26 protein-coding genes are annotated in these 25859 nt (G+C 70.7%); 5 read left to right on the top strand and 21 right to left on the bottom strand.

The features are described from left to right. Window positions 1-177: 177 nt before the first annotated feature. Entirely contained in the window at window positions 178-570 is a 393-nt protein-coding gene (locus ABZY44_RS00400) for an SCO5389 family protein (protein WP_356649321.1), read from the bottom strand. A 219-nt stretch (window positions 571-789) separates the two neighbouring features. Between ABZY44_RS00400 and nucS the strand changes: the two genes are divergently transcribed. Beyond that, window positions 790-1461, top strand: coding sequence for an endonuclease NucS (gene nucS / locus ABZY44_RS00405; protein WP_356649322.1), 672 nt, complete (start codon window positions 790-792; stop codon window positions 1459-1461). A 46-nt stretch (window positions 1462-1507) separates the two neighbouring features. Here the strand turns inward: nucS and ABZY44_RS00410 are convergent, their stop codons facing one another. The 3 genes from ABZY44_RS00410 to ABZY44_RS00420 all read right to left on the bottom strand — a co-directional run bounded on the left by ABZY44_RS00410 (window position 1508) and on the right by ABZY44_RS00420 (window position 5544). Beyond that, a complete protein-coding gene (locus ABZY44_RS00410; RefSeq protein ID WP_356649323.1) occupies window positions 1508-3985 on the bottom strand; it encodes an ATP-binding protein in 2478 nt (825 codons plus the stop codon). A 192-nt stretch (window positions 3986-4177) separates the two neighbouring features. Next, window positions 4178-4501: an STAS domain-containing protein gene (locus ABZY44_RS00415; RefSeq protein ID WP_030708167.1), complete on the bottom strand. Its 324-nt coding sequence runs from the start codon at window positions 4499-4501 to the stop codon at window positions 4178-4180. A 194-nt stretch (window positions 4502-4695) separates the two neighbouring features. Beyond that, complete coding sequence (locus tag ABZY44_RS00420) at window positions 4696-5544, bottom strand: 3-hydroxyacyl-CoA dehydrogenase family protein (RefSeq protein WP_356649324.1); 849 nt, start codon at window positions 5542-5544, stop codon at window positions 4696-4698. Window positions 5545-5794: 250 nt separating this feature from the next. On the opposite strand from ABZY44_RS00420, the gene ABZY44_RS00425 reads away from it, so the two are divergent. The 4 genes from ABZY44_RS00425 to ABZY44_RS00440 all read left to right on the top strand — a co-directional run bounded on the left by ABZY44_RS00425 (window position 5795) and on the right by ABZY44_RS00440 (window position 10530). Then, window positions 5795-6367 carry a cob(I)yrinic acid a,c-diamide adenosyltransferase gene (locus tag ABZY44_RS00425; protein ID WP_356649325.1) on the top strand — a complete coding sequence of 191 codons (573 nt, stop codon included), beginning with the start codon at window positions 5795-5797 and terminating at the stop codon, window positions 6365-6367. Between the two features lie 191 nt (window positions 6368-6558). Then, window positions 6559-7794, top strand: coding sequence for a histidine kinase (locus ABZY44_RS00430; protein ID WP_356649326.1), 1236 nt, complete (start codon window positions 6559-6561; stop codon window positions 7792-7794). Then, window positions 7791-8438 (top strand): response regulator transcription factor, encoded by a 648-nt coding sequence (locus ABZY44_RS00435; RefSeq protein ID WP_356649327.1) that lies wholly within the window; start codon window positions 7791-7793, stop codon window positions 8436-8438. Before ABZY44_RS00430 ends, ABZY44_RS00435 begins: the two co-directional genes overlap by 4 nt. A 280-nt stretch (window positions 8439-8718) precedes the next feature. Beyond that, window positions 8719-10530 carry a glycoside hydrolase family 18 chitinase gene (locus ABZY44_RS00440; RefSeq protein ID WP_356649431.1) on the top strand — a complete coding sequence of 604 codons (1812 nt, stop codon included), beginning with the start codon at window positions 8719-8721 and terminating at the stop codon, window positions 10528-10530. A 171-nt stretch (window positions 10531-10701) separates the two neighbouring features. Here the strand turns inward: ABZY44_RS00440 and ABZY44_RS00445 are convergent, their stop codons facing one another. From ABZY44_RS00445 to rpmE, 17 genes are all read right to left on the bottom strand, one after another. Next, complete coding sequence (locus ABZY44_RS00445; RefSeq protein ID WP_356649328.1) at window positions 10702-11148, bottom strand: DUF2550 domain-containing protein; 447 nt, start codon at window positions 11146-11148, stop codon at window positions 10702-10704. 156 nt (window positions 11149-11304) lie between these two features. Further along, entirely contained in the window at window positions 11305-11679 is a 375-nt protein-coding gene (locus ABZY44_RS00450; protein WP_356649329.1) for a F0F1 ATP synthase subunit epsilon, read from the bottom strand. A gap of 128 nt (window positions 11680-11807) precedes the next feature. Further along, window positions 11808-13250, bottom strand: coding sequence for a F0F1 ATP synthase subunit beta (atpD, locus tag ABZY44_RS00455; protein ID WP_356649330.1), 1443 nt, complete (start codon window positions 13248-13250; stop codon window positions 11808-11810). After that, window positions 13250-14167, bottom strand: coding sequence for a F0F1 ATP synthase subunit gamma (locus ABZY44_RS00460; RefSeq protein WP_356649331.1), 918 nt, complete (start codon window positions 14165-14167; stop codon window positions 13250-13252). The genes atpD and ABZY44_RS00460 overlap by 1 nt, the downstream gene beginning before the upstream one ends. A 20-nt stretch (window positions 14168-14187) precedes the next feature. Then, a complete protein-coding gene (atpA, locus tag ABZY44_RS00465; RefSeq protein ID WP_356649332.1) occupies window positions 14188-15783 on the bottom strand; it encodes a F0F1 ATP synthase subunit alpha in 1596 nt (531 codons plus the stop codon). Between the two features lie 127 nt (window positions 15784-15910). Beyond that, complete coding sequence (locus ABZY44_RS00470) at window positions 15911-16726, bottom strand: F0F1 ATP synthase subunit delta (protein ID WP_356649333.1); 816 nt, start codon at window positions 16724-16726, stop codon at window positions 15911-15913. Further along, window positions 16723-17262, bottom strand: a complete 540-nt coding sequence (locus ABZY44_RS00475; RefSeq protein ID WP_356649334.1) for a F0F1 ATP synthase subunit B — start codon at window positions 17260-17262, stop codon at window positions 16723-16725. The genes ABZY44_RS00470 and ABZY44_RS00475 overlap by 4 nt, the downstream gene beginning before the upstream one ends. A 42-nt stretch (window positions 17263-17304) precedes the next feature. After that, entirely contained in the window at window positions 17305-17538 is a 234-nt protein-coding gene (gene atpE, locus ABZY44_RS00480) for an ATP synthase F0 subunit C (RefSeq protein WP_073773063.1), read from the bottom strand. A gap of 77 nt (window positions 17539-17615) precedes the next feature. Then, entirely contained in the window at window positions 17616-18440 is an 825-nt protein-coding gene (gene atpB / locus ABZY44_RS00485; RefSeq protein WP_356649335.1) for a F0F1 ATP synthase subunit A, read from the bottom strand. Between the two features lie 225 nt (window positions 18441-18665). Next, window positions 18666-19103, bottom strand: a complete 438-nt coding sequence (locus ABZY44_RS00490) for a hypothetical protein (protein ID WP_356649336.1) — start codon at window positions 19101-19103, stop codon at window positions 18666-18668. Window positions 19104-19377: 274 nt separating this feature from the next. Then, window positions 19378-20712: an MraY family glycosyltransferase gene (locus ABZY44_RS00495; protein WP_356649432.1), complete on the bottom strand. Its 1335-nt coding sequence runs from the start codon at window positions 20710-20712 to the stop codon at window positions 19378-19380. 100 nt (window positions 20713-20812) lie between these two features. Further along, window positions 20813-22048 (bottom strand): serine hydroxymethyltransferase, encoded by a 1236-nt coding sequence (gene glyA, locus ABZY44_RS00500; protein WP_356649337.1) that lies wholly within the window; start codon window positions 22046-22048, stop codon window positions 20813-20815. A 103-nt stretch (window positions 22049-22151) separates the two neighbouring features. Further along, window positions 22152-22790, bottom strand: coding sequence for a protein-tyrosine-phosphatase (locus tag ABZY44_RS00505; RefSeq protein WP_356649433.1), 639 nt, complete (start codon window positions 22788-22790; stop codon window positions 22152-22154). A 17-nt stretch (window positions 22791-22807) separates the two neighbouring features. Next, window positions 22808-23455: an L-threonylcarbamoyladenylate synthase gene (locus ABZY44_RS00510; protein ID WP_356649338.1), complete on the bottom strand. Its 648-nt coding sequence runs from the start codon at window positions 23453-23455 to the stop codon at window positions 22808-22810. A gap of 58 nt (window positions 23456-23513) precedes the next feature. Further along, window positions 23514-24359 carry a peptide chain release factor N(5)-glutamine methyltransferase gene (gene prmC, locus ABZY44_RS00515; RefSeq protein ID WP_254384242.1) on the bottom strand — a complete coding sequence of 282 codons (846 nt, stop codon included), beginning with the start codon at window positions 24357-24359 and terminating at the stop codon, window positions 23514-23516. Between the two features lie 68 nt (window positions 24360-24427). Continuing rightward, complete coding sequence (gene prfA / locus ABZY44_RS00520) at window positions 24428-25507, bottom strand: peptide chain release factor 1 (RefSeq protein ID WP_356649339.1); 1080 nt, start codon at window positions 25505-25507, stop codon at window positions 24428-24430. A 114-nt stretch (window positions 25508-25621) separates the two neighbouring features. Then, window positions 25622-25837 (bottom strand): 50S ribosomal protein L31, encoded by a 216-nt coding sequence (gene rpmE, locus ABZY44_RS00525; RefSeq protein ID WP_356649340.1) that lies wholly within the window; start codon window positions 25835-25837, stop codon window positions 25622-25624. Window positions 25838-25859 lie beyond the last annotated feature (22 nt).

A 25859-nucleotide genomic window follows, 5' to 3' on the forward strand; every position in this document is an offset into this window, starting at 1 on the left:
GCGGGATACCGGTCGGACGTCGTAGCTCAGGCGTCGAACGGAAGTGCGGTGGTTCGGTGGTGCGGCCGTACGGTGGTGCGACGGTGCGGTCGGGCGGTGATGAGGTCGTGCGGTGGTGCGGTTCGGTCCTGTGACGCGGCCCCGTGGTGCTGACGGGGCGCCGGGTCCCCGGTCCTGCTAACAGTCCCGCAGTTCCGGCGACTGGTTGAGCAGCTGCCCGCGGATCGAAGTGAACTTGGCCAACCGGTCGTCCACCGACGAGTCCAGCGGGAACACCGCCAGTCGGTGGCAGTTCTGGAAGGCCAGGCGCACTCCGAAGTGGCGCTGCAGCGCCCCCCGAATCGCGTCACTCGCAAGAGCGCGGAGCAGCTGGCCACGCGCCTGCTCGTCGGGCGGAGGCGTCTGGTTGTCGGCGAACTGGCCGCCGTCCACCTTCAGCTGGGCCACGAGCGAGCTGACCATCTCCCATGCGTAGGGCAGGGAGGTCCGGACGCAGTCGACGAAAGCGGCTTCGTCGACCTCGCCTCGCTCGGCCTGTTCGAGTAGGGCCGGTGAGACGTCGAGCGACATGGGTTCTCCTCTCGCGACCCCGGCGTTTGGGTTGCCGGAGCCTTACGGTCAGGGAAGGAGTTCGCAACGCAGTGTGCACGCGTCGCAACCTCCCGCTCACCACGGTAGGCGCCCCGTGGGTACCGCACCAGGAGAATGCGCATACAACGCGCCATCCGCGAAGGGGGCTTTCGGGGGCGAATCGCGTGCGGGCCCGTCGGTCGAGTAGCGTTGCCGACCATGCGCCTCGTCATTGCCCGCTGCTCCGTCGACTATGCGGGCCGGCTCACCGCCCATCTGCCCTCGGCACCCCGTCTGATCCTCGTGAAGGCCGACGGCAGTGTCTCGATCCACGCGGACGACCGGGCGTACAAACCGCTCAACTGGATGTCGCCGCCGTGCACCCTCAAGGAGGGGAGCGGTGACGAGGCCGGCGTCTGGACGGTCGTCAACAAGGCGGGCGAGAAGCTCATCATCACCATGGAGGAAGTCCTCCACGACTCCTCGCACGAGCTCGGCATCGACCCCGGTCTGATCAAGGACGGCGTCGAGGCCCACCTGCAGGAGCTCCTGGCCGACCGGATCGACACCCTGGGCGAGGGGTACACGCTGATCCGCCGCGAGTACATGACGGCGATCGGACCCGTGGACATCCTGTGCCGGGACGCCGACGGCGGGACGGTGGCCGTGGAGATCAAGCGGCGCGGCGAGATCGACGGCGTCGAGCAGCTCACCCGCTACCTGGAACTGCTGAACCGCGATCCGCACCTGGCGCCCGTGAGGGGCGTCTTCGCGGCCCAGGAGATCAAGCCCCAGGCCCGCGTCCTGGCGACGGACCGCGGCATGCACTGCGTCGTCCTCGACTACAACGCCATGCGCGGCATCGAGGACGACAAGCTCCGCCTGTTCTGACGGGGACCGGGAGCGGGCCGGGACACGGCCCGGCGGCCGGTCAGGCCTACGACCCCACCGTCCCCGTCGGCGTCGTCGGGGTGGTCGGCGGGGTGGTCGGCGGGGTGGTCGCGGGTGCCGGCTCGCTCGACGTCGGCGCGGACGGGCTCGAGGACGACGGCGGCGGGGACGGGTTCCCCGGAGTCGAAGAACGCGGAGTCGGCGAGGGCTTGCGCGGCGGGGACTTCCGCGGCGACGGGCCCGCGCTCGGCTCCGCCGCGGCGGGAGCCGAGGTCTCCGGATCCGGCGCGGCAGGATCGTTCCCGCTCGTGTCCGGCGCGCCGGGCGACCCAGCCGTCTCCGGCGTCGTCGGGGTGGTCGAGACGCCCGGGCCCTGTACCGGGGGCAGCGCGTCCTCGGACGTGTTCATGGCCAGCGCGACCACCGTGCCGAGCACCGCCACCGTCAGCGCCCCGGCCGCGGCCAGCAGGACCGGCCTGCGGCGGGACTCCCGCCGCGGTGAGGGCTTGACGGGGGCCGGGACCGGGACGGGCTCCGGGCTGAGCGGGAAGGCGTCCTCGAACACCTCCGCCAGTGTCGCGGGCGGGACCGAGCCCGGCGGCGCGATCGCGGGTACGACGGTGGTCACCGCTTCCGGAGTCCCCGCACCCCCCTGCGCCCCCGTGCCGACCGGGCCCCGCGGGACCGGGCGGCCCCCAGGACCCTGCGCAGCCGCCGCACCCGCGGGCTTCAGCGGAGCCCCGGCGGAAGCCGGAACCGAAACCGGACCGGCGGCCCCGGGCACGGACCCGGCCCCGGGCACGGTCCCGGCACGGGGTGCGGGCGCCGGCAGGGCCGCGGGCGGGGTCGTGGCCGCACGCGCGGCCGCGGTCCCGGCCACGCCGGGCGGAGCCAGCCGCAGCGGCGGCGAGGCCTCCACCCCGGCCTTCTCCCGGTCGGTGACCAGCGCCAGCGCACGCCGCCCCGCCACGGTCCCCCGCTTGTCGGCAAGGGCGCCGCGCAGGCCTATCGAGGCCTCCAGCTCCGCCCGCGCCCGGTCGAGCCGTCCCTCGCACAAGGCCAGTACCCCGAGTTCGTGGTGGAAGTACGCCTGCTCCGCGACCTCTCCCGCCTTGCGCGCGGCCTCCGCGCCCGAGCGCAGCACCCGCTCCCACGCCTCCCAGTGCAGCGAGGCCGCGAACGCCGGGGCCGCCGTCCGCGCCAGCAGGACCGCGGCCACCACGTCGGCCCCGGCCAGCGCCGCGAGCACCGCGTCGGCCTCCGCGGCGACCCGTTCCGGGGTCACCGAGGTGTGTCCGGTCCACCAGGCGTAGTGCCGGGCGGCCGTACGGGCGCCCTCGGCCGCCGAGTCCCCGTACCCGGCCTCCTCCAGCTGCCGGGCGACGCCGGCGGCGAGCCGGTAGCGCGTCCCGACGGGGGTCAGCAGCCCGCAGCCGAGCAGCTCGCCCACCGCCAGGTCGGCGTGCGTGTCACCGACCAGCGCCGGCAGGTGCGCGTGGTGCGGCATCTCGCCGCCCAGCGCGCAGGCGATCCGCAGGGCGGCCCGCGCCGACTCGCTGACCCGCGAGGCCAGCAGTTCCGCCGGGGCGGCGCCCTCGGCGCGCGTGGGCAGCGGTATCAGGGACGCCTCGCGCGGGCGCTCCTCGAAGACGCCGGGCTCCTCGTCCTCGTCCTGGCCGTCCGCCCGGTTCAGTTCGTCGCGCCGGCGCAGCAGGGCGGCGGCCTGTACGAAGCGCAGCGGCAGCCCCTCGGAGGCGAAGCACAGGTCGCCCGCCCAGGCTGTCTCCTCCTCGGTCAGGGGACGCCCGACGCCCGCCTCGAGCAGGGCCACGCAGTCGGCGCGGGCCAGTCCGCCGAGGAAGACCTCTTCGAGGTGCGAATCGTCGGAGGGGGACCGGGTGCCGGGGGTGGCGGCCAGCAGGTAGGCGCACTCCGGCGTGGCCCGCAGCAGCTCGTCGAGGGCGGAGCCGCCCATGTCGAGGTCGTCGAGGAGGACGACGGCTCCGATCTCCCGGACGCGGGCGAGGAGTTCGGCCCGGTCCGGCCGCTCGGCCGGGGCCTCGTAGACGGCGGCGTACAGCGCGTGGAGCAGCTCACCTGCCTGCTGGTGGCCGTGCGCACTGAGCCGTACGACCCCGTCGGGGGCCATGTCCGCGCAGACCTCGGCGACGGAGTCGAGCAGCGCCGTACGGCCGGATCCGGGGGGACCGGTCAGGCGGACGGAGCGGCCGCGTCCGAGGAGCCGTACGAGGCGCTCGCGCTCCTCCTCACGGCCGAGCAGCCGGCGCGTGCCCGCCGGGGCGCCCGGCGGTACGGGGGGCCGTGCCGCGGCCGCGCCCGAGGTGCGGGCGGCGGGGGTGCGCCTGGCCGGGAGACGGGCGGGCTCGCCGCCGGGCCGGTGGGTCGGCTCGATCTCGCTGCCGTCGACGGGGTTCACCGTGAGGGTGAAGTCCCCGGCGGTCAGCGTCACGACCCGTGCGGGTGCGTCCGCCGTCCCGGCAGCCTGTCCCTGAGTGCGGTCCATGACCAAGTCCCCCGATCGCGCCCTGCGCCGTCGTTGCCGTCTGTCGCCCGGCCTTCGCTCACGCCGCTGTCGCTACTGGTCCGGTTTCCGCCCGAACCCTAGACCGTGCCCGGCCGCGCCGGAACCGCAGGGGTGTCTTCACCACCGGACCGTTACGTTTCTGCAGGGGGTGTACACCCGGGGTCCGCAGGATCAGACGCGCGGCAGGGATTCCGCTTCGAGGCCGCCCTCGATCGCGAGGATCCGGTGCAGGCGGGTGGCGACGAGCAGCCGCTGCATCTGCGGGGGGACCCCGCGCAGGACGAGCCGCCGGCCGGTCCGGCCGGCCCGGCGGTGTGCGCCCATGATGACGCCCAGGCCGGTCGCGTCCCAGGAGTCGAGCCCGGTGAGGTCCAGCACGAGGTCGCCGCGCCCGTCGTCGAGGGCGGTGTGCAGGGCCGTCCGGGCGTCCGCCGCGCTGCGCACGTCGAGGCGGCCCCCGACAGCGAGTTCGGCGTGGTCGCCCCTGATGTGCATGTGTGCTCCCGGCAGTGCGGTACTGCGTACATATGGTCCGACTGGTCCGTGGTCGGCAACTCTCAATCCAACTGACTGCCTCAGGGGCGGGGAAGTTGCCGACCGTGAGCGAACCGATACCAAATTCACTCCGAGGGGTGAAGAACGGTGTTCGAACGCACCGTCCCGTCCCGGCGCCGCCGCCGGCCCCCGGTTCAGTGCTGGTAGAAGCCCTGACCGCTCTTGCGGCCGATGTCGCCCGCGTCCACCATGCGGCGCATCAGCTCCGGCGGCGCGAACTTCTCGTCCTGGCACTCGGTGTAGATGTTGCTGGTGGCGTGCAGCAGGATGTCGACGCCGGTGAGGTCGGCGGTGGCCAGCGGGCCCATCGCGTGACCGAAGCCGAGCTTGCAGGCGATGTCGATGTCCTCGGCGGACGCGACGCCCGATTCGTACAGTTTCGCGGCTTCGACGACCAGCGCGGAGATCAGACGGGTCGTCACGAAGCCGGCGACGTCGCGGTTGACCACGATGCAGGTCTTGCCGACGGACTCGGCGAACGCCCGGGTGGTGGCGAGGGTCTCGTCGCTCGTCTTGTAGCCGCGTACGAGCTCGCACAGCTGCATCATCGGGACGGGCGAGAAGAAGTGCGCGCCGACGACCCGCTCCGGACGCTCCGTCACGGCCGCGATCTTGGTGATCGGGATGGCCGAGGTGTTGGAGGCGAGGATCGCGTCCTCGCGCACGAGCTTGTCGAGCGCGCGGAAGATCTCGTGCTTGACTTCCAGCTTCTCGAAGACGGCCTCGACGACGATGTCGGCGTCGGCGACCGCCTCGAGGTCGGTGCTGGTGGTGATGCGGGCCAGCGCGGCCTCGGCATCCTCGGCGCTCAGCTTGCCCTTCGAGACGAACTTGTCGTACGAAGCCTTGATCCCGTCGGTCCCCCGGGTCAGCGCGGCGTCGGTGACATCGCGCAGCACGACGTCCCAACCCGCCTGAGCGGAGACCTGCGCGATTCCGGAACCCATCAGTCCGGCACCGATGACGGCGAGCTTCCCTGCCACTGCACACCCCACGCTCTTCCATACGGCACGGCCCCCGGTACGGGCACGGCCTTCGATACGGAACGGTCTTCGATACGGCACGGTCTCGTACCTTCTCCGGCGGAGACTAGCGTCCGCGAGGGGTCGTGTGACCGCGAAGTAACACGCGTCACGTCTCAGATGACGGACATCACACCGGTACGGCCCAGCAGTGCGCCAGGGGGCCCCAGTTGGCCCGCGGGCTCCTCCGTCCCCAACTACGCTGGCGGACATGGTGAACCTCACGCGCATCTACACCCGCACCGGCGACAAGGGCACGACGGCCCTCGGCGACATGAGGCGGACCGCCAAGACCGACCTGCGGATCTCGGCCTACGCCGACGCCAACGAGGCCAACGCGGCCATCGGAACGGCGATCGCACTCGGCGGACTGTCCGCCGATGTCGCGAAGGTCCTGGTCCGGGTGCAGAACGACCTGTTCGACGTCGGCGCGGACCTGTGCACGCCCGTCGCCGAGAAGCCGGAGTATCCCCCGCTGCGCGTCGAGCAGTTCTACATCGACGCGCTGGAGGCGGACTGCGACCGCTTCAACGAGGGCCTGGAGAAGCTCCGCAGCTTCATCCTCCCCGGCGGCACCGCCGGGGCGGCCCTGCTCCACCAGGCCTGCACGGTGGTCCGCCGCGCGGAACGCTCCACCTGGGCGGCTCTGGAGGTGCACGGCGACGTGATGAACCCGCTGACGGCCACCTACCTCAACCGCCTCTCCGACCTCCTGTTCATCCTGGCGCGCACGGCCAACAAGGAGGTCGGCGACGTGCTGTGGGTCCCGGGCGGCGAACGCTGACACCCGTCCGCCCGCGGCCGGGCCTCCGCGGGCGCCCGCTTCCGCCACGGCCCGCGGGCGGCGGCGGTCAGGACGTGGATGCGGTCGCCCCGCTTCCTCGCCGCCGGTGACCGGAGGGGCCGGGGCGCACTGCATCCTTCGATGTACCGGCCCTCGGCCCCGGTGGCGATGTCCGCGCCCGCCGCAGCCTGTTGGATGGGACAGTGACCCCCAAGATCCCCGCCCCCCACCGCGACGACGTCCTCCTCGCCGTGATCAGCGTCCTCGCGGGCCTGTTCCTGTGGTCGCTCGGGGTGTACAGCTCCCCCTCCCGGACCCTGCTCCCCGACTGGGCGGCCCTGGTCCCCCTCGCCGCCCTCGGCGCGATGGAGCCGCTGCGCCGCAGCGCGCCCCGCGTGACCCTGGCCGTCGGCACCGCCGGGGTGATCGCCGACCAGTTCACGGTGGGAAATCTGGCCACCGTTCTGATCTTCACCGACCTGATGTACGCGGCGGTCGTCTACGGCAAGGCCGCCATGGCCCGCCGTCTTCCCGTCACCACCGGCCTGATCACCGTCGCCGTCACCATCGCGTCCGTGGCCTGGCTGCGCACCCCGCAGGCCCTGATGATCGGCGTGGTCACCGGCATCGTGAGCTTCGGCCCGGCCCTGACCGGAGCCACCCTGCGCAACCACCGCGAGGCCGCCGAGGCCGCCCGGCTGCGCGCCGAGCAGACCGCGCTGCTCGCCGAGACGGACCGCGCCCAGGCCGTGGTCGCGGAACGCGCCCGGATGGCCCGCGAGCTGCACGACATGGTGGCCAACCACCTCTCCGCCATCGCCATCCACTCCACGGCCGCGCTCTCCATCGACTCCCCCGCCACCAGCCGCGAGTCCCTCGCGGTGATCCGGGAGAACAGCGTCCAGGGCCTGGCCGAAATGCGCCGGCTGATCGGGCTGTTGCGGGACGCGGGCGCGGACTCCGGGCAAGAGGCGGTCGCCATGCCGTCGCTGGACGGGCTCGACGCCCTGCTGGAGCAGGCCCGGACGAACGGAACGGCGAGCGGACTGGACTTCGTCCTCCTCGACGGCCGCTCCCCCGGACCCGGGGGACCCGGGCGCCCCGCCGAGCCGCTGCCGGCCCCGGTGGGCCTGGCGGCGTACCGGATCGTCCAGGAATCACTGACGAACGCCCTCAAGCACGCCGCCCCGGGCACGGTCACCGTCCGCCTCACCGACGACCGCGCCGGAGGGGGCCCGCTGACCGTGGAGGTCGACTCCCCGTACGGGGACCGGCCCGGGCCGCGCGCCCCCGGCTCCGGGGCCGGCCTGACCGGCATGCGGGAGCGGACGGAGCTGCTCGGCGGCCGGTTCGAGGCGGGCCGCGACGGCGCGGCATGGCGGGTGCGGGCATCGCTGCCCGCCGAGGAGAGGGCGGTACGGGCATGACGGCGATCAGGGTCGTGGTGGCGGAGGACCAGAGCGCGGTGCGGGCCGGGCTGGTGCTCATCCTGCGCAGCGCGGGCGACATCGAGGTGGCGGGCGAGGCCCGTGACGGGGAGGAGGCGGTGCGCCTGACCCGGGAGCTGCGGCCTGACCTGGTGCTCATGGACGTGCAGATGCCGCGCCTGGACGGGGTGTCGGCGACCCGTCAGGTGGTCGCGGAGGGGCTGGCTGACGTTCTCGTGCTCACGACCTTCGACCTCGACGAGTACGTCTTCGGGGCGCTGCGCGCCGGCGCGGCGGGTTTCCTGCTGAAGAGCGCGGACGCGGCCGAGCTGATCGAGGCGGTCCGGACGGTCGCGCGCGGCGAGGGCCTGATCGCCCCGGCGGTGACGCGGCGGCTGATCGCGGAGTTCGCGGCTCCCCGGCCCGTACGGGTTCCCGTGCCCGCGGCCGTGGACTCACTGACCCGGCGCGAGCGGGAGGTGCTGGGCGCCTTGGGCGCGGGGCTGTCGAACGCGGAGATCGCGGTGCGCCTGGGGATGGCGGAGGCGACGGTGAAGACGCACGTCAGCAGGGTGCTGGGGAAGCTGGGCCTGCGAAGCCGAGCCCAAGCCGCGGTGTTGGCGCGGGAGTTGGCGATCCAGTAGGGGCGCGGTGGAGGCCCGGTGGGGAGCGGGGCGGGAAGGGGGCGGGAACGGGGCGGTTCGGCTTCACCGGGAGGTCTGGACCTCTTGACGCTTGGTCCAGACCTTTCTACCCTCCAACCCAACTGTGGTGAGCGTGCCATGACAAAAAGATCATGTCGGGCAGGCTCACGGGCGGCGCAGGTCCCACCCCCATGCCGCGGCCATCCCCACGGCCGCGACGGACCTCGGAGGAGCACCCTTGAGCACAGCACCCCCACGACGCGCACCGTTTTTCCGAAGAGTGGCGGCCGCCCTGGCCGTGCTCGCCCTGCCCGTCGCCGGGCTGGTGGCCATCGCCGCCCCCGCCGAGGCCGCCGCCTCGGCGACCGCGACGTACACCAAGGTCTCCGACTGGGGCTCCGGCTTCGAGGGCAAGTGGACGGTGAAGAACACCGGCACGACCACCCTCAGCAGCTGGACCGTGGAATGGGACTATCCGTCCGGCACCGCCGTCACCTCCGCCTGGGACGCCACCGTCACCAGCTCCGGCACCCACTGGACCGGCAAGAACGTCGGCTGGAACGGCACCCTCGCGCCCGGCGCGAGCGTCAGCTTCGGCTTCAACGGGACCGGCTCCGGCGCGCCCGGCGGCTGCAAGGTCAACGGCGGCACCTGCGACGGCGGCAGCACCCCCACCGACAACCCGCCCGGCGCCCCCGGAACCCCCACGGCCGGCGGCGTCACGGACACCGGACTGACGCTCGGCTGGTCCGCGGCCACCGACGACAAGGGCGTCAAGAACTACGACGTCTACCGCGGCGGCGCCAAGATCGCCACGGTCACCACCCCCTCTTACACCGACTCGGGCCTGACCAAGGGCACGACGTACGCCTACACCGTCACCGCCCGCGACACCATCGACCAGACCGGGCCCTCCTCCGGCACCCTGTCGGTGACCACCACCGGCGGCACCACCCCGCCCGACCCGGGCAACCCCGGCTCCGCCGTCAAGCTCGGCTACTTCACGGACTGGGGCGTCTACCAGCGCAACTACCACGTGAAGAACCTGGTCACCTCGGGCACCGCCTCGAAGATCACGCACATCAACTACGCCTTCGGCAACGTGCAGGGCGGCAAGTGCACCATCGGTGACGCCTACGCCGACTACCAGAAGACCTACGACGCCTCCTCCAGCGTCTCCGGCGTCGCCGACACCTGGGACCAGCCGGTCGCGGGCAACTTCAACCAGCTGCGCCAGCTGAAGAAGAAGTACCCGAACATCAAGGTCCTGTACTCCTTCGGCGGCTGGACCTGGTCCGGCGGCTTCGGCCAGGCCGCGGCCAACCCCGCCGCCTTCGCCCAGTCCTGCTACGACCTGGTCGAGGACCCGCGCTGGGCCGACGTCTTCGACGGCATCGACATCGACTGGGAGTACCCGAACGCCTGCGGCCTGTCCTGCGACACCAGCGGCGCCGCCTCCCTGAAGAACGTGCTCTCCGCGCTGCGCGCCAAGTTCGGCGGCAGCAGCCTGGTCACCGCCGCGATCTCCGCCGACGGCTCCAACGGCGGCAAGCTCGACCTCGCCGACTACGCGGGCGCGGCCCAGTACGTGGACTTCTACAACGTCATGACGTACGACTTCTTCGGCGCGTGGGACGCCAAGGGCCCGACGGCCCCGCACTCCCCGCTCACCTCCTACACCGGCATCCCGATCGCCGGCTTCAACTCCGAAGCCGCGATCACCAAGCTCAAGGGCAAGGGCATCGCCGGCTCCAAGCTCAACCTCGGCATCGGCTTCTACGGCCGCGGCTGGACCGGCGTCACCCAGGCCGCCCCCGGCGGCGCCGCCACCGGACCGGCCCCCGGCACCTACGAGCAGGGCATCGAGGACTACAAGGTCCTCAAGAGCAGCTGCCCGTCGACCGGCACGGTCGCCGGCACCGCGTACGCCAAGTGCGGCAGCAACTGGTGGAGCTACGACACCCCGGCCACCATCGCGGGCAAGATGAGCTGGGTGAAGCAGCAGGGCCTCAGGGGCGCGTTCTCCTGGGAGTTCAGCGGCGACACGGCGAACGGCGAGCTCGCCAACGCGATCCACACCGGCCTGCAGTAGGCCCCGCGCGCCGGCCGGTGAACGACGAAGCCGGGGAGACGGGTCCGCCCCCGTCTCCCCGGCTTCTCCTCCTTCACGCGCCGCTCGCACGGCTCGGCCCCGGGGGCATCCCCGGCTTCGCGGCGCTGCGCCGGACTCCGTCCGGCGGGGACAACCCGGCGCCGGCGGGCCTCACGCCACGTTGACCCGCTGCCCGGGAGGCGCGGCCTCGAGCCAGGCCAGGAAACCGGTCAGCGCGTCATCGCTCATCGCCAGTTCCAGGCGGGTCCCCCGGTGGCGACAGCAGAGCACCACGGCGTCGGACAGCAGGGCCAGCTCCTCCTCGCCCTCGGGGGCGCGGCGGGCGATGACCTCGATGGAGGACCGCTCCAGCAGCCGGCGCGGCCGGGGGGAGTAACTGAAGACGCGGAACCAGTCGACGCGGTCACCGCTGTAGCGCGCGACCCCGTACACCCAGCCCTTGCCGGAGATGTCGAGCTCTTCGGCCACGCCCCAGCGCAGGCTGCAGTCGAAGGTGCCGCCGGAACGCTGGATCAGCCTGCGGCGCAACGCGAAGACGAACAACCCGATCACCACCAGGGCTACGACCAGGCCGCTCACAAGCAGAGCGAGGAGCATCTTTCACCGACCTCCTCGCTCATCGAATACCTCGTACGACGGGGCGCCTCCCGGGCGAAGCCCGGGAGCGACCTGCATCGCCTCAGCCGCGACCCGGTCTGGGATGTTCCAGACCGGACCGCGGCTGAGGTTTCACACTCTTACCGGTACCGGGGTTCAGCGCCCCGAAACCGCGCGCAACCGGACATCGGCGCGACGTTCGGCGGCCCCATCGGTCTCCGACTTCGCGCGCTCCAGTGCCCGCTCCGCCCGCTCGACATCGATCTCGTCGGCAAGCTCGGCGATCTCGGCCAGCAGGGACAGCTTGTTGTCCGCGAACGAGATGAATCCGCCGTGCACCGCGGCGATGACAGTGTCGCCACCGACGGTACGGATGGTCACCGGGCCCGATTCCAGCACACCGAGAAGCGGCTGGTGACCGGGCATGACGCCGATGTCGCCGGACGTGGTGCGGGCGACAACCAGGGTGGCCTCGCCGGACCAGACACTACGGTCCGCCGCGACCAGCTCGACGTGCAGCTCAGCAGCCAAGGTGGCTCCTCGGGTCACCACCCGGCGGGAAAGCCGGGTGTTGGGTCAAATTCTAATGGGCGTGGGGAGAGGGACGGGACACACCCGCCCCTCTCCGTCATTCAGCTGTGCTCGCGAGGAGCGCGGCTTCAGGAGACGCCCAGCTCCTTGGCGTTGGCCTTGAGGTCCTCAATGCCACCGCACAGGAAGAACGCCTGCTCGGGGAAGTGGTCGTAGTCGCCGTCGCAGATCGCGTTGAAGGCGACGATCGACTCGTCGAGCGGGACGTCCGAACCGTCGACGCCGGTGAACTGCTTGGCGACGTGCGTGTTCTGCGACAGGAAGCGCTCGACACGACGGGCACGGTGGACAACGAGCTTGTCCTCCTCGCCCAGCTCGTCGATACCGAGGATCGCGATGATGTCCTGGAGGTCCTTGTACTTCTGGAGGATCCCCTTGACGCGCATCGCCGTGGCGTAGTGGTCCGCCGCGATGTACCGCGGGTCGAGGATGCGGGACGTCGAGTCCAGCGGGTCCACGGCCGGGTAGATGCCCTTCTCGGAGATCGGACGGGAAAGAACCGTCGTCGCGTCGAGGTGGGCGAAGGTGGTGGCCGGCGCCGGGTCGGTCAGGTCGTCCGCGGGGACGTAGATCGCCTGCATCGAGGTGATCGAGTGACCGCGGGTCGACGTGATGCGCTCCTGCAGCAGACCCATCTCGTCAGCCAGGTTCGGCTGGTAACCCACGGCGGACGGCATGCGGCCCAGAAGGGTCGACACCTCCGAACCGGCCTGGGTGTAACGGAAGATGTTGTCGATGAAGAAGAGCACGTCCTGCTTCTGCACATCGCGGAAGTACTCCGCCATGGTCAGACCGGCCAGGGCGACGCGAAGACGGGTGCCCGGGGGCTCGTCCATCTGGCCGAAGACGAGCGCCGTCTTGTCGATGACGCCCGAGTCGGCCATTTCCTCGATGAGGTCGTTGCCCTCACGGGTACGCTCACCGACGCCCGCGAAGACCGACACACCGTCGTGGTTGTTGGCGACGCGGTAGATCATTTCCTGGATCAGAACGGTCTTGCCGACACCGGCACCACCGAACAGACCGATCTTTCCACCCTTGACGTACGGGGTGAGGAGGTCGATGACCTTGACGCCGGTCTCGAACATCTCGGTCTTCGACTCGAGCTCGTCGAATCGGGGCGCCTTGCGGTGGATCGGCCAGCGCTCGGTGACGTTGGCGTTCTCCTCCGGGTAGTTCAGCACCTCACCGAGGGTGTTGAACACCTTGCCCTTGGTGAAGTCACCGACGGGGACGGTGATGCCCTCGCCCGTGTCGGTCACCGGGGCCTGGCGGACCAGACCGTCGGTGGGCTGCATGGAGATGGTGCGGACCAGGCCGTCACCCAGGTGCTGGGCGACTTCCAGGGTCAGCGTCTTGAGCGCGCCGTCCTGGGCCGGGTCGGCCACCTGGACCTTCAGCGCGTTGTAGATCTCGGGCATGGCGTCGACGGGGAACTCCACGTCGACGACCGGGCCGATGACCCGGGCGACGCGGCCCGTGGCGGCGGCCGTCTCAACAGTGGTCGTCATTACTTGTCACTCCCCGCGGTCGCGTCAGCCATGGCGCTCGCGCCACCGACGATCTCGCTGATTTCCTGGGTGATTTCGGCCTGGCGGGCCGCGTTGGCAAGCCGGGAGAGGCTCTTGATGAGATCCCCGGCGTTGTCGGTGGCCGACTTCATCGCACGACGGCGGGCGGCGTGCTCGGAAGCGGCCGACTGCAGCAGTGCGTTGTAGATGCGGCTCTCGACGTAGCGCGGCAGGAGGGCGTCGAGGACGTCCTCCGCCGACGGCTCGAAGTCGAACAGCGGAAGGATCTCGCCCTTCGCGCCGGACTCCTCTTCGACCTGGTCGAGGCTGAGCGGCAGCATCCGGCCGTCCACCGCGTTCTGCGTCATCATCGACACGAATTCCGTGTAGACGATGTGCAGCTCGTCGACGCCGCCCTCGGCCGTGTCCGTCTGGATGGCCTCGATCAGCGGCGCCGCGACGCGCTTGGCGTCGCCGTAGGCCGGGCTGTCGGTGAAGCCGGTCCACGACTCCGCGACCTTGCGCTCGCGGAAGGCGTAGTAGGCCACACCCTTACGGCCGACGATGAACGTGTCGACCTCCTTGCCCTCGCCGCGGAGCCGCTCGGAGAGCCGCTCCGCCTGCTTGATGGCGTTCGAGGAGTAGCCGCCGGCCAGACCGCGGTCGCTCGTGATGAGCAGGACCGCGGCACGCGTCGGCGCCTCGACCTCGGTGGTCAGGGCGTGCTTGGTGTTCGAACCGGTCGCCACCGCGGTCACCGCACGGGTGAGCTCGGTCGCGTACGGCATCGACGCCGCCACCTTGCGCTGCGCCTTGACGATGCGCGAGGCGGCGATCATTTCCATCGCCTTGGTGATCTTCTTGGTCGCCGTGACGGCACGGATGCGACGCTTGTAGACCCGGAGCTGCGCTCCCATGAGTCAGGTCCCTTCCGTCGTCACTTGGAGACGTTGACGGCCGGCGCGTCCTCGCCCAGGAGCTTGCCGTCCGAGGTCTCGAACCCACGCTTGAAGTCAGCGATGGCGTCAGCGATGGAGGTGAGGGTGTCGTCCGACATCTTGCCGCCGTCCGCGATGGAGGTGAGGAGGTCCTTGCGCGTCACGCGCAGGTGCTCCAGCAGCTCCGACTCGAAGCGACGGATGTCGGCGACCGGGACGTCGTCCATCTTGCCGGTGGTACCGGCCCAGACGGAGATGACCTGCTCCTCGACGGGCATCGGCTGGTACTGGCCCTGCTTCAGCAGCTCGACGAGGCGCTTGCCGCGCTCCAGCGAGTTCTTCGAAGCGGCGTCCAGGTCGGAACCGAAGGCGGCGAACGCCTCCAGCTCGCGGTACTGGGCGAGGTCCAGGCGCAGACGGCCGGAAACCTGCTTCATAGCCTTGTGCTGGGCCGAGCCACCGACGCGGGAGACCGAGATGCCGACGTTCAGCGCCGGGCGCTGGCCCGCGTTGAACAGGTCGGACTCGAGGAAGCACTGGCCGTCGGTGATGGAGATGACGTTGGTCGGGATGAACGCCGACACGTCGTTCGCCTTGGTCTCGACGATCGGAAGACCGGTCATCGAACCGGCACCCATGTCGTCGGAGAGCTTGGCGCAGCGCTCCAGCAGACGGGAGTGCAGGTAGAAGACGTCGCCCGGGTAGGCCTCGCGGCCCGGCGGACGGCGCAGCAGCAGCGACACGGCGCGGTAGGCGTCGGCCTGCTTCGACAGGTCGTCGAAGATGATCAGGACGTGCTTGCCGGCGTACATCCAGTGCTGGCCGATGGCCGAACCGGTGTACGGCGCCAGGTACTTGAAGCCGGCCGGGTCGGACGCCGGGGCGGCGACGATCGTCGTGTACTCGAGCGCGCCGGCGTCTTCCAGGGCGCCGCGAACGGACGCGATGGTCGAGCCCTTCTGGCCGATGGCGACGTAGATGCAGCGGACCTGCTTGTTCACGTCGCCCGAGCGCCAGTTGTCGCGCTGGTTGATGATCGTGTCGACGGCCAGAGCGGTCTTGCCGGTCTGACGGTCGCCGATGATCAGCTGACGCTGACCACGGCCGACCGGAACCATCGCGTCGATCGCCTTGTAGCCGGTCTGCATCGGCTCGTGGACCGACTTGCGGACCATGACGCCGGGGGCCTGCAGCTCGAGGGCGCGGCGGCCCTCGGTCGCGATCTCGCCGAGGCCGTCGATCGGGTTGCCGAGCGGGTCGACGACGCGGCCGAGGTAACCCTCGCCGACGCCGACGGAGAGCACCTCACCGGTGCGCTGCACCGGCTGGCCCTCCTCGATACCGCTGAACTCGCCGAGGACGACCGCGCCGATCTCGCGCTCGTCGAGGTTCAGGGCGAGACCGAGGGTCCCGTCCTCGAACTTCAGCAGCTCGTTCGCCATGGCGGAGGGCAGGCCCTCCACCTTCGCGATGCCGTCGCCGGCAACGCTGACCGTCCCGACCTCCTCGCGCGAGGCCGCGTCCGGCTGGTACGACTGGACAAAGTTCTCCAGTGCGTCCCGGATCTCCTCCGGCCGGATCGTGAGCTCCGCCATCTGGGTTCCCTGCTCTCCTTGTTGGGCCTGAAGCTTCTTAGGGGTCTGGGGGCTACCCCCAGGAATCTTCTGCAAGTTCTGCACGGCCCAACCGGGCCGCTAGGAATGCTTTGTTATAAGTGGCTGGTCAGCCGGCCATGCGGCGGGACGCCTCGGAGAGGCGCTCCGCGATGGTGCCGTCGATGACCTCGTCGCCGACACGCACCGAGATCCCGCCGAGGACCTCGGGGTCCACGTCCAGGTTCAGGTGCATCTCGCGGCCGTACAGCTTGGCCAGGACCGCACCGAGACGCTGCTTCTGCACGTCGCTGAGCGGAACCGCGGTGGTCACGGTGGCGACCATGCGGTTGCGGCGCTCGGCGGCGAGCGTGGAAAGGGACTCGAGGCCCGCTTCCAGGCTACGTCCACGCGGGTGGGTGACGAGACGCGTGACGAGACGCTCGGTGACGGCGTTCGTCTTGCCGCCGAGCAGGCTGCGCAGCAGCTCGCTCTTGGCGGCGGCGGTCGCCGACCGGTCGGTCAGTGCGGCGCGCAGCTCGGTGCTCGAGGTGACGATCCGGCCGAAACGGAACAGCTCGTCTTCCACGTCGTCGAGTGCGCCCGTGCTCTGGGCCGCCGTGAGGTCGGCGGTGGCCGCCAGCCTCTCGAGCGAGTCGACCAGGTCACGGGACTGCGACCAGCGGGACCGGACCATGCCCGACACCAGGTCGAGGGTCTCCCCGCCCACCTGGCCGCCGAGCAGCCGGCCGGCCAGCTCGGCCTTGGCCTCGCCGGACTGCGCCGGGTCCGTGATGACCCGACGCAGCGAGACCTCACGGTCGAGCAGCGCGGTGACGGCCGCCAGCTCGCCTGCGAGCTTCGCCGCGTCGACGGACGTGTTGTCCGTCAGCGCGTCGAGACGCTCGCGAGCGGTGGCCAGCGCGTCGCGGCTCGCTCCGTTCATCGGGCCGCCTCGGCCTTCTCCTCGAGCTCGCTGAGGAAGCGGTCGATCGTGCGGCTCTGCCGGGCGTGGTCCTCGAGGGACTCGCCGACGAGCTTTCCGGCCAGGTCGGTGGCGAGCTTGCCCACGTCCTGACGGAGCGCCGAAGAGGCGGCCTTGCGGTCGGCCTCGATCTGGGTGTGGCCGGCAGCGATGATCTCCTCACGCTGCCGCTGACCCTCTGCGCGCAGTTCTTCCTTGAGCGCAGTGCCCTGCTCCAGAGCGTCCTGGCGCAGGCGAGCGGCCTCGTGCCGGGCCTCGGCGAGCTGGGCCTTGTACTGCTCCAGCACGCTCTGAGCCTCGGTCTGAGCGGCCTCAGCCTTTTCGATACCGCCTTCGATGGCCTCGCGGCGCTCGTCCAGAACCTTGTTGATGTTCGGGAGGAGCTTCTTCGCGAGGAAACCGAAGACGATGACGAAGGCGATCAGACCGATGACGAGCTCGGGGATCGGCGGAATGAGCGGGTTTTCCGTCTCAGCCGCGAGAACCAGGAGGTTCACATCAGTGCCTTTCGTCGATTCGGACTAGTCGTGGAGTTCGTCTTAGTAGACGAACGGCATGACCAGGCCGATGAGGGCGAGCGCCTCACAGAACGCGAAGCCGAGGATCTGGTTGGCGCGGATCAGACCGGCAGCCTCGGGCTGACGGGCAAGAGCCTGCGTGCCGTTACCGAAGATGATGCCGACGCCGACGCCGGGGCCGATGGCCGCGAGGCCGTAGCCGACGGAGCTGAGGGAGCCGGTGACGCCTTCGGTGGCAGCGAGGATCTGGGACATGCCAGTTCTTCCTTCTCTTTCACGGACCGGTGGGGGTTGGCCACCGGACGACAGGGGGTTTGGGGGGCGGGCCTGGCTCAGTGGTGCTCGGCGAGCGCGCCCTGGATGAAGCTGCAGGCCAGGAGGACGAAGACGTACGCCTGGACAGCCTGGATGAAGAGCTCGAAGGCGGTCATCACGATCACCATCACGAACGAGACACCCGCGTAGGCGATGCCGATGCCGTTCAGCAGGTACCAGCTGGCGATCGTGAAGAGCAGCAGCAGGGTGTGACCCGCGAACATGTTCGCGAAGAGTCGGACCGCGTGGGTGAACGGGCGCACCAGGACGTTCGAGAAGAACTCGATGACCATGACCAGCGGGAGAACCGGGCCGAGCGACTTGTCGTAGCCCGTCAGGTTCTTGAAGCCGCCGACGAAGCCGTGACGCTTGAAGGTCACCGACATCCACGTGAGGTACACGAGCGCCGCGAGGATCGCCGGGTACGCGATGATCGCCGTCGCGGGGAACTGGGCCACCGGGATGATCGACCAGAGGTTCAGGACCCAGACGAAGAAGAACAGCGAGACCATGAAGGGGACGTACTTCTCGCCCTCCTTCTTGCCGAGCGTCTCGTAGACGATGCCGCGGCGCACGAAGTCGTAACCGGCCTCGGCGACCATCTGGAGCTTGCCCGGGACGACCTTCGGCTTGCGGAAGGCGGCCCAGAAGAAAGCCACGATCACGACGCTGCCCAGGAGCGCCAGCAGCATCGGCTTGTTGAAGTACGCACTGGTCTGGCCGGCTTCGCCCCACATCGGCTCGAAGAGGAACGAGTGCAGGCCCGGGCCGGGGAAGCCACATCCGTCGAAGATGTGACAGTCGGTCTCGAAAGCGAGGACCTGCGTCGGGTCAGCACTCACCGCGGGCTCCTTCAGCGTGGCGCATAGGTACGGCAACCTCGTTGTGTCGGCGCGGCGCACAGCCGCTGTTCGGCACTGGACTGGTGTTTCGGATTGGGGGGCGGCGGGCAGGCATCGAGCCTCGCGATGGAACAGGCGTCAGCTCGGATGCCCGCGTCCGCATTGCCGCAGTTGGAACCGGACGATAGCAGGATCCCGAACACCCGCTTATCCCGCCCCTACCCCTCACGGCTTCGGTCCCGAATTTCCGGGCTTGTCGCCCTTGCTCGATTCCGGTTCGACGTAAAGGATCTTGGCCTTCATGTGAGCACGCGCCTGTGCGCCGATCCACACGAGGGTGGTGGCGACGAGCGTGAGCGCGAAGGCCTTGGGGTGGAACAGCGTCGTGTTCTTGAACACGGCGAGAAAGACGAAGAGCAGCAGGATCTGGACCGTGTAGAGCAAGAGCCCCATGGCCTGGAACAGGTTCGGCATCGATCTCGCGGTGCGCTGCAGCACGAGGAACCCGCCACCCATGAACAGCAACACCAACACCGTTGCCACCAGGGCGCCCACGACCCCCTTGCCACCGACCGCGACACCGCTGATCACGGCGGCGACTGCGCCGGCGACAGCGGTGGGTACGGCGGCTTGCAGGAGGGTTCGGACGTCATCTGACCGCATGGCGGTTTGCTCCGCGTGGTGGTGGGGGCGTGGGACTCGTACGGGACGAGCGTAAGCCCGGTCCGAGAAGGGACCTCGGGCCAATGGACCGTCGCACTACGGTCCTTCGGCTCTGTCGCCGGGTTTAGTGAACGGTATCACAAAGTATTTGATGAGAGCTTTACCTGGTGAGTGTGCTGACTGTCACACATGAGGGCTAACCCGCCCGTGTGTGCACGACAGGCAACCACCTTGTCTGGTAAAGGGGGTTCATGTCCGACATCGCCCCGCGCCGTCAGCGCGAGGATCCGGCCTTACGCCGGTCGGGGAAGCGCGAACGGGGGCCCACCGCGGTCGCCCCGTTGACGCCGGACACGCCCGCCGCGATCGGCCGCGCCGGTTCCGGCTCCGCCGCGGAGGCGTCCTGCACGGCCGCCTCGGCCGCCCGCTCCGCGTGCCGGTAGCGCGGCGGGACCAGTCGCTCGGCCCACCGCGGGGTCCGCGGCGAGAAGCGCGGCAGGAGGAGCAGGAGCAGCCCCAGCGCGCTCAGTGCGGCGATGGCCAGCACGATCCACATCGAGGTGGAGTGCACCGAGTACGCCACCGCGCCGAAGGCGATCAGCCCTGACCAGAAGTACATGATCAGCACCGCGCGGCTGTGCGAGTGCCCGAGCTCCAGCAGCCGGTGGTGGAGGTGTCCGCGGTCCGCGGCGAACGGAGACTGCCCGTTCCAGGTGCGCCGCACGACGGCCAGGACGAGGTCCGCCATCGGGATGGCGATGATCGTCAGGGGCAGGATCAGGGGGATGAAGACCGGCAGCATCGCGTGCGTCGCGTTGCGCTCGCCGCCCGCGAAGAGCGCCATCGCGTCCGGGTCCACCTGACCGCTGATGGAGATGGCGGCGGCGGCCAGCACCAGGCCGATGAGCATCGAACCCGAGTCGCCCATGAAGATGCGGGCCGGATGCATGTTGTGCGGCAGGAAGCCGAGGCACATGCCCATCAGGATCGCGGCGAAGAGGGTCGCGGGGGCCGCCGCCTCGATGCCGTAGCCGAACCAGATCCGGTACGCGTAGAGGAAGAAGGCGCCGGCCGCGATGCAGACCATGCCGGCGGCGAGGCCGTCGAGGCCGTCCACGAAGTTCACCGCGTTGATGGTGATCACGACGAGGGCCACGGTGAGCAGGTTGCCCTGCCACGGGGTGAGGGCGACGGTCCCGATCCACGGGACCGGGATCCACAGGATGGTCAGGCCCTGCATGCACATCACGCCGGCGGAGATCATCTGCGCGCCGAGCTTGATCAGGGCGTCCAGCTCGAACTTGTCGTCGAGGACGCCGACCAGCCAGATCAGGGCCGCACCGGAGAGCAGGGCACGCGGCTCGTTCGACAGCTCGAAGACGCCGTTGAGGTTCTGCAGGTGGTCGGCCACCAGCAGGCCCGCGCACAGCCCGCCGAACATCGCGATGCCGCCGAGCCGGGGAGTCGGCTCGCGGTGCACGTCGCGGGCACGGATCTCCGGCATCGCACCGACCGCGATCGCGAACTTCCGCACGGGCCCGGTGAGCAGATAGGTCACCGCGACCGTGACGCAAAGCGTCAGCAGATATTCACGCACGGGCTGCCCCAGATGTATCGCCGGCCATCTCAGCCCCACACACTAGCTGCGAAGTACTCACTGTCGGGGACGCACGGTGGCCGTACCCCGGTTGCGGTACCTCCTGCTGTCCCTATTGGTCCCCGTACGGTGGAAAATCGACCACCAGTTCATTGACGTCCCTGCGGATCTTGGCGGACTCCCCGCCGCTCAGCGCGGCGCGGAACAGCGCGGCGATCCGGTCCATCTCGGCCTCCCCCATCCCCTGCGTGGTCACCGCCGCCGTGCCCAGGCGGATCCCGCGCCGGTCCCCGTAAGGAAGGGCGCAGGTGTCCAGCACGATCCCGGCGGCGGCGAGCCGGCCGCGCGCGGCCGGGCCGTCGACGCCCAGCGGCGCGGGGTCCGCGGTGATCAGGTGCGTGTCCGTCCCCCCGGTCGTGACCGCGAACCCGCGGGCCGCGAGCGCGTCGGCCAGGGCCCGCGCGTTGGCGACCACGCGGTGGGCGTACGAGGTGAACGCGGGCCCGGAGGCCTCCCCGAACGCCACCGCCTTGGCGGCGATCGTGTGCATCTGGGCGCCGCCCTGCGTGAAGGGGAACACCGCCCGGTCGATCCGCTCGGCGAACTCCTCGCCGCACAGGATCATCCCGCCGCGGGGGCCGCGGAGCACCTTGTGGGTGGTGGCGCACACGATGTCCGCGTAGGGCACGGGGCTCGGCGCCGCGCCGCCCGCGACCAGCCCGATGGGGTGGGCGGCGTCGGCGATGAGGTAGGCCCCGACCTCGTCGGCGATCTCGCGGAAGGCGGAGTACTCGAGGTGCCGGGGGTAGGAGATGGAGCCGCACACGATGGCCTTGGGCCGGTGGGCGTGCGCGAGCTCCTGCACCTGCTCGTAGTCGACGCGTCCGGTCTCCGCGTCCACCCCGTAGGGCACGAAGTCGAACCAGCGTCCGGAGAAGTTGGCGGGCGAACCGTGCGTGAGGTGTCCCCCGGAGGTCAGTCCCATGGCCAGCACCGTGTCCCCGGGCCGCAGCAGCGCGGCGTACGCGGCCAGCACCGCGGCGGAGCCGGAGTGCGGCTGCACGTTGGCGTGCGCGGTCCCGAAGAGGGCGCGGGCCCGCTCCGCGGCGATCCGCTCCGCGAGGTCGGCGTACTCACAGCCGCCGTGGTGGCGGGCGCCGGGATATCCCTCGGCGTACTTGTTGGCGAGCGCGGAGCCGAGTGCGGCGAGCACGGCGCGGGAGGTGAAGTTCTCGGCGGCGATCAGCTGCAGGGACCCGGCCTGTCGCTGCGCCTCACCGGCGAGCACGTCGGCCATCTGCGGGTCCTGCCTGCGCAGCAGGTCCGTCGGCTCGGTGATGACGCTCATGGCGCGACTCCAGGGGGTACCGGGTACCAGCCACTGTAGGCCGCGGCCGGGCTTCGCGCCTCGCGGCAGGCCGCCCGTCGGGGCCCGCGGGGCACCGGCCGGGTCAGCGCGAGGCGGTGACGCCCGTCAGGGCCGTGACCACCGGGTCCAGCGCCTGGCTGATCTCGTCGCCGATCGACCGGAAGAACGTGATCGGGGCACCGTACGGGTCGTAGACCTCGTCGGCGTCCGGCGAGGGCGCCAGCAGCCAGCCGCGCAGCGCGGCGGCGGCCCGTACCAGGGACCGCGCCCGCTCGGCCATCCCGTCCTCCAGCGGAGGCAGCGTCGCCGGGTCTATGGCGCGCACCAGCCGCGTGAACTCCTTCAGCGTGAAGGTCCGCAGCCCCGCCGAGTGCCCCATCGAGATCACCTGCGCCCGGTGGTCCCGCGTGGCGGTCAGCACCAGGTCCGCCCGTATGACGTGCTCGTCGAGCAGCTCCCGCCCGGTGAACCCGGTCGCGTCCGCCCCGAAGTCCGCCAGCACCGCGGCCGCGTTGGCCTCCATGGGCGCACCCTCGTGCCCCCACGTGCCCGCGCTCTCGACGATGAGGTCCCCGGTCACGGGGCCGCCCAGCCGGTGCGACAGGGCGTGCCTGGTCAGCCGCTCGGTGATGGGCGAGCGGCAGACGTTGCCGGTGCTGACGTGGAGTATGCGGAAGGAGCTGCTTCCCCCAGCTACCGCTGGGAGGTACCCCCCGGCTATGCCACGCCCCTCAGGGCTCACGGGGCCACCTCGAGGTCGGGTACGACCTCCCGCAGCTGCTCGGCGGTCAGCGCCCCCTCGCGCAGCAGGACGGGAACCTTCCCGGTGACGTCGACGATCGACGACGGCTGCATGCCCGGGGTCGGTCCGCCGTCCAGGTACACGGACACGGAGTCGCCCAGCATCTCGCGCGCGGCGTCGCAGTCCTCGGGCGCCGGGTGCCCGGTCAGGTTCGCCGAGGACACCGCCATCGGGCCGACCTCGGTCAGCAGCTCGATCGCGACGGGGTGCAGGGGCATGCGTACGGCCACGGTCCCGCGGGTCTCCCCCAGGTCCCAGGCCAGCGACGGCTGGTGCTTGGCGACGAGGGTCAGCGCGCCCGGCCAGAAGGCGTCGACGAGCTCCCACGCCTGCTCGGAGAAGTCCGTGACCAGCCCGTGGAGGGTGTTCGGGGACCCGATGAGGACGGGGGTGGGCATGTTGCGGCCGCGGCCCTTGGCGGCGAGCAGGTCGCCGACGGCCTCGGCGCTGAAGGCGTCCGCGCCGATCCCGTACAGGGTGTCGGTGGGCAGCACGACGAGCTCGCCGCGGCGCACGGCGGATGCGGCTTCACGCAGGCCCGTCTTGCGGTCCGTCGCGTCGTTGCAGTCGTATCGCCGGGCCATCAGCGGGCCTCCTCGTGCAGCAGGGTGGTGGCGGAAGTGCTCTCGCTGGTCACGCCGGTCACGGCAGGGCCTTGCGAGCGGTGGCGAAGCGCGGGCGGTTGTTCAGGTCGGGGTGGTCGGCCGCGTCGGCCCAGCCCCGCTCCTCGGCGAAGATCCAGGGGACCTGTCCGCCCTGGGTGTCCGCGTGCTCGATGACGACGATGCCACCGGGCCGCAGCAGGCGGTGGGCGGTGCGCTCGATGCCGCGGATGGTGTCGAGGCCGTCCTCACCGGAGAACAGCGCCATCTCGGGGTCGTGGTCCCGGGCCTCGGGGGCGACGTACTCCCACTCGGTGAGCGGGATGTACGGCGGGTTGGAGATGACCAGGTCGACCTGGCCGTCCAGCTCCGGCAGGGCGCTGAGCGCGTCGCCCTGGTGAACGGTGACCCGCGAGCCCTCGGCGTTCTTGCGGGTCCACCGCAGGGCGTCCTCGGAGAGCTCCACGGCGTGCACGCGCGAGCGCGGCACCTCCTGCGCCATGGCGAGCGCGATGGCGCCGGAGCCGGTGCACAGGTCCACGATCAGCGGCTCGACCACGTCCATCGCCCGGACGGCCTGTATGGCCCAGTCCACGACCGACTCGGTCTCGGGCCGGGGCACGAAGACCCCGGGCCCGACCTGGAGCTCCAGGTACCGGAAGAAGGCGCGGCCGGTGATGTGCTGGAGCGGTTCGCGCGCCTCGCGGCGGGCGACGGCCTCCCAGTACCGGGCGTCGAAGTCCGCGTCCTTGACGTGGTGCAGTTCCCCCCGTTTGACGCCGTGCACGAAGGCGGCGAGCTCTTCCGCGTCGAAACGCGGTGAGGGCACGCCGGCGGCGGCCAGCCGCTGGGTGGCCTGGGCCACCTCGGCAAGCAGCAAGTTCACGCTGGTCCTCCGGGCTGCTGTCGTACGGGGGGTGGTGCGGGGGGTACTGCGGCGCGGGTCGGGCGGGGTCAGTGCGCGGACGCGAGCTTGGCGGCGGAGTCCGTGTCGACACACGCCTGGATGACCGAGTCGAGGTCCCCGTCGAGCACCTGGTCCAAGTTGTACGCCTTGAAGCCCGTCCGGTGGTCCGAGATCCGGTTTTCCGGGTAGTTGTACGTCCGGATCTTCTCGGAGCGGTCCACGCTGCGCACCTGGCTGCGGCGCACGTCGGAGGCCTCCTGCTCGGCGGCTTCCTGGGCGGCGGCCAGCAGGCGCGAGCGCAGGATCCGCATCGCCTGCTCCTTGTTCTGGAGCTGGCTCTTCTCGTTCTGGCAGGAGGCGACCACGCCGGTCGGGACGTGCGTGATGCGCACGGCCGAGTCGGTGGTGTTGACGGACTGGCCGCCGGGGCCCGAGGAGCGGTACACGTCGATGCGGAGGTCGTTCATGTTGATCTCGACCTCGACCTCCTCGGCTTCCGGGGTGACGAGCACGCCGGCGGCGGAGGTGTGGATGCGGCCCTGGGACTCGGTGGCCGGAACGCGCTGGACGCGGTGCACGCCGCCCTCGTACTTCAGGCGGGCCCACACGCCCTGGCCGGGCTCGGTGGCCCCGTTGCCGCCCTTGGTGCGGACGGAGACCTGGACGTCCTTGTAGCCGCCGAGCTCGGACTCGGTGGCGTCGATGATCTCGGTCTTCCAGCCCACGCGCTCGGCGTAGCGCAGGTACATACGCAGCAGGTCGCCGGCGAACAGGGCCGACTCGTCGCCGCCCGCGCCCGCCTTGACCTCGAGGAGCACGTCCTTGTCGTCGCTGGGGTCGCGCGGGACGAGCAGCAGGCGGAGCTTCTCGGTGAGCTCTTCGCGCTGGGCGCTCAGTTCCTTGACCTCGGCGTGGAAGTCCGGGTCGTCGGCCGCGAACTCCTTGGCCGTCTCGATGTCCTCGGTCGACTGCTTCCAGGCACGGAAGGTCGCGACGATCGGCGTCAGCTCCGCGTAGCGCTTGTTCAGCTTGCGCGCGTTGGCCTGATCCGAGTGGACCGAAGGGTCGGCGAGCTTCTTCTCAAGATCGGCGTGCTCGCCGATCAGTTCCTCGACCGCCTCGAACATCGGGGGCTCCTGAAGATGGTGAATGTGAAGAAAAGGGCTGCGGGACGAGAAAGGCGCCGGTCCGGCTGCCCCCGTGGAAACAGGGTGCAGCCGGGAACCGGCGCCCGAAGCTCGCTACTTCTGTGCAGCCTTGCCGAAGCGGGCCTCGAAGCGGGCCACGCGGCCACCGGTGTCGAGGATCTTCTGCTTGCCCGTGTAGAACGGGTGGCACTCGGAGCAGACCTCGGCACGGATGGTGCCCTCGGTCAGGGTGCTACGGGTGGTGAACGCCGCACCACAGGTGCAGCTGACCTGGGTCTCGACGTACTGGGGGTGAACATCGCGCTTCAAGGTGTCTCCTAGATTCGGGAGG

This window comes from Streptomyces sp. NPDC006544, assembly GCF_040611715.1.
In the GTDB taxonomy this organism is placed as follows: domain Bacteria; phylum Actinomycetota; class Actinomycetes; order Streptomycetales; family Streptomycetaceae; genus Streptomyces.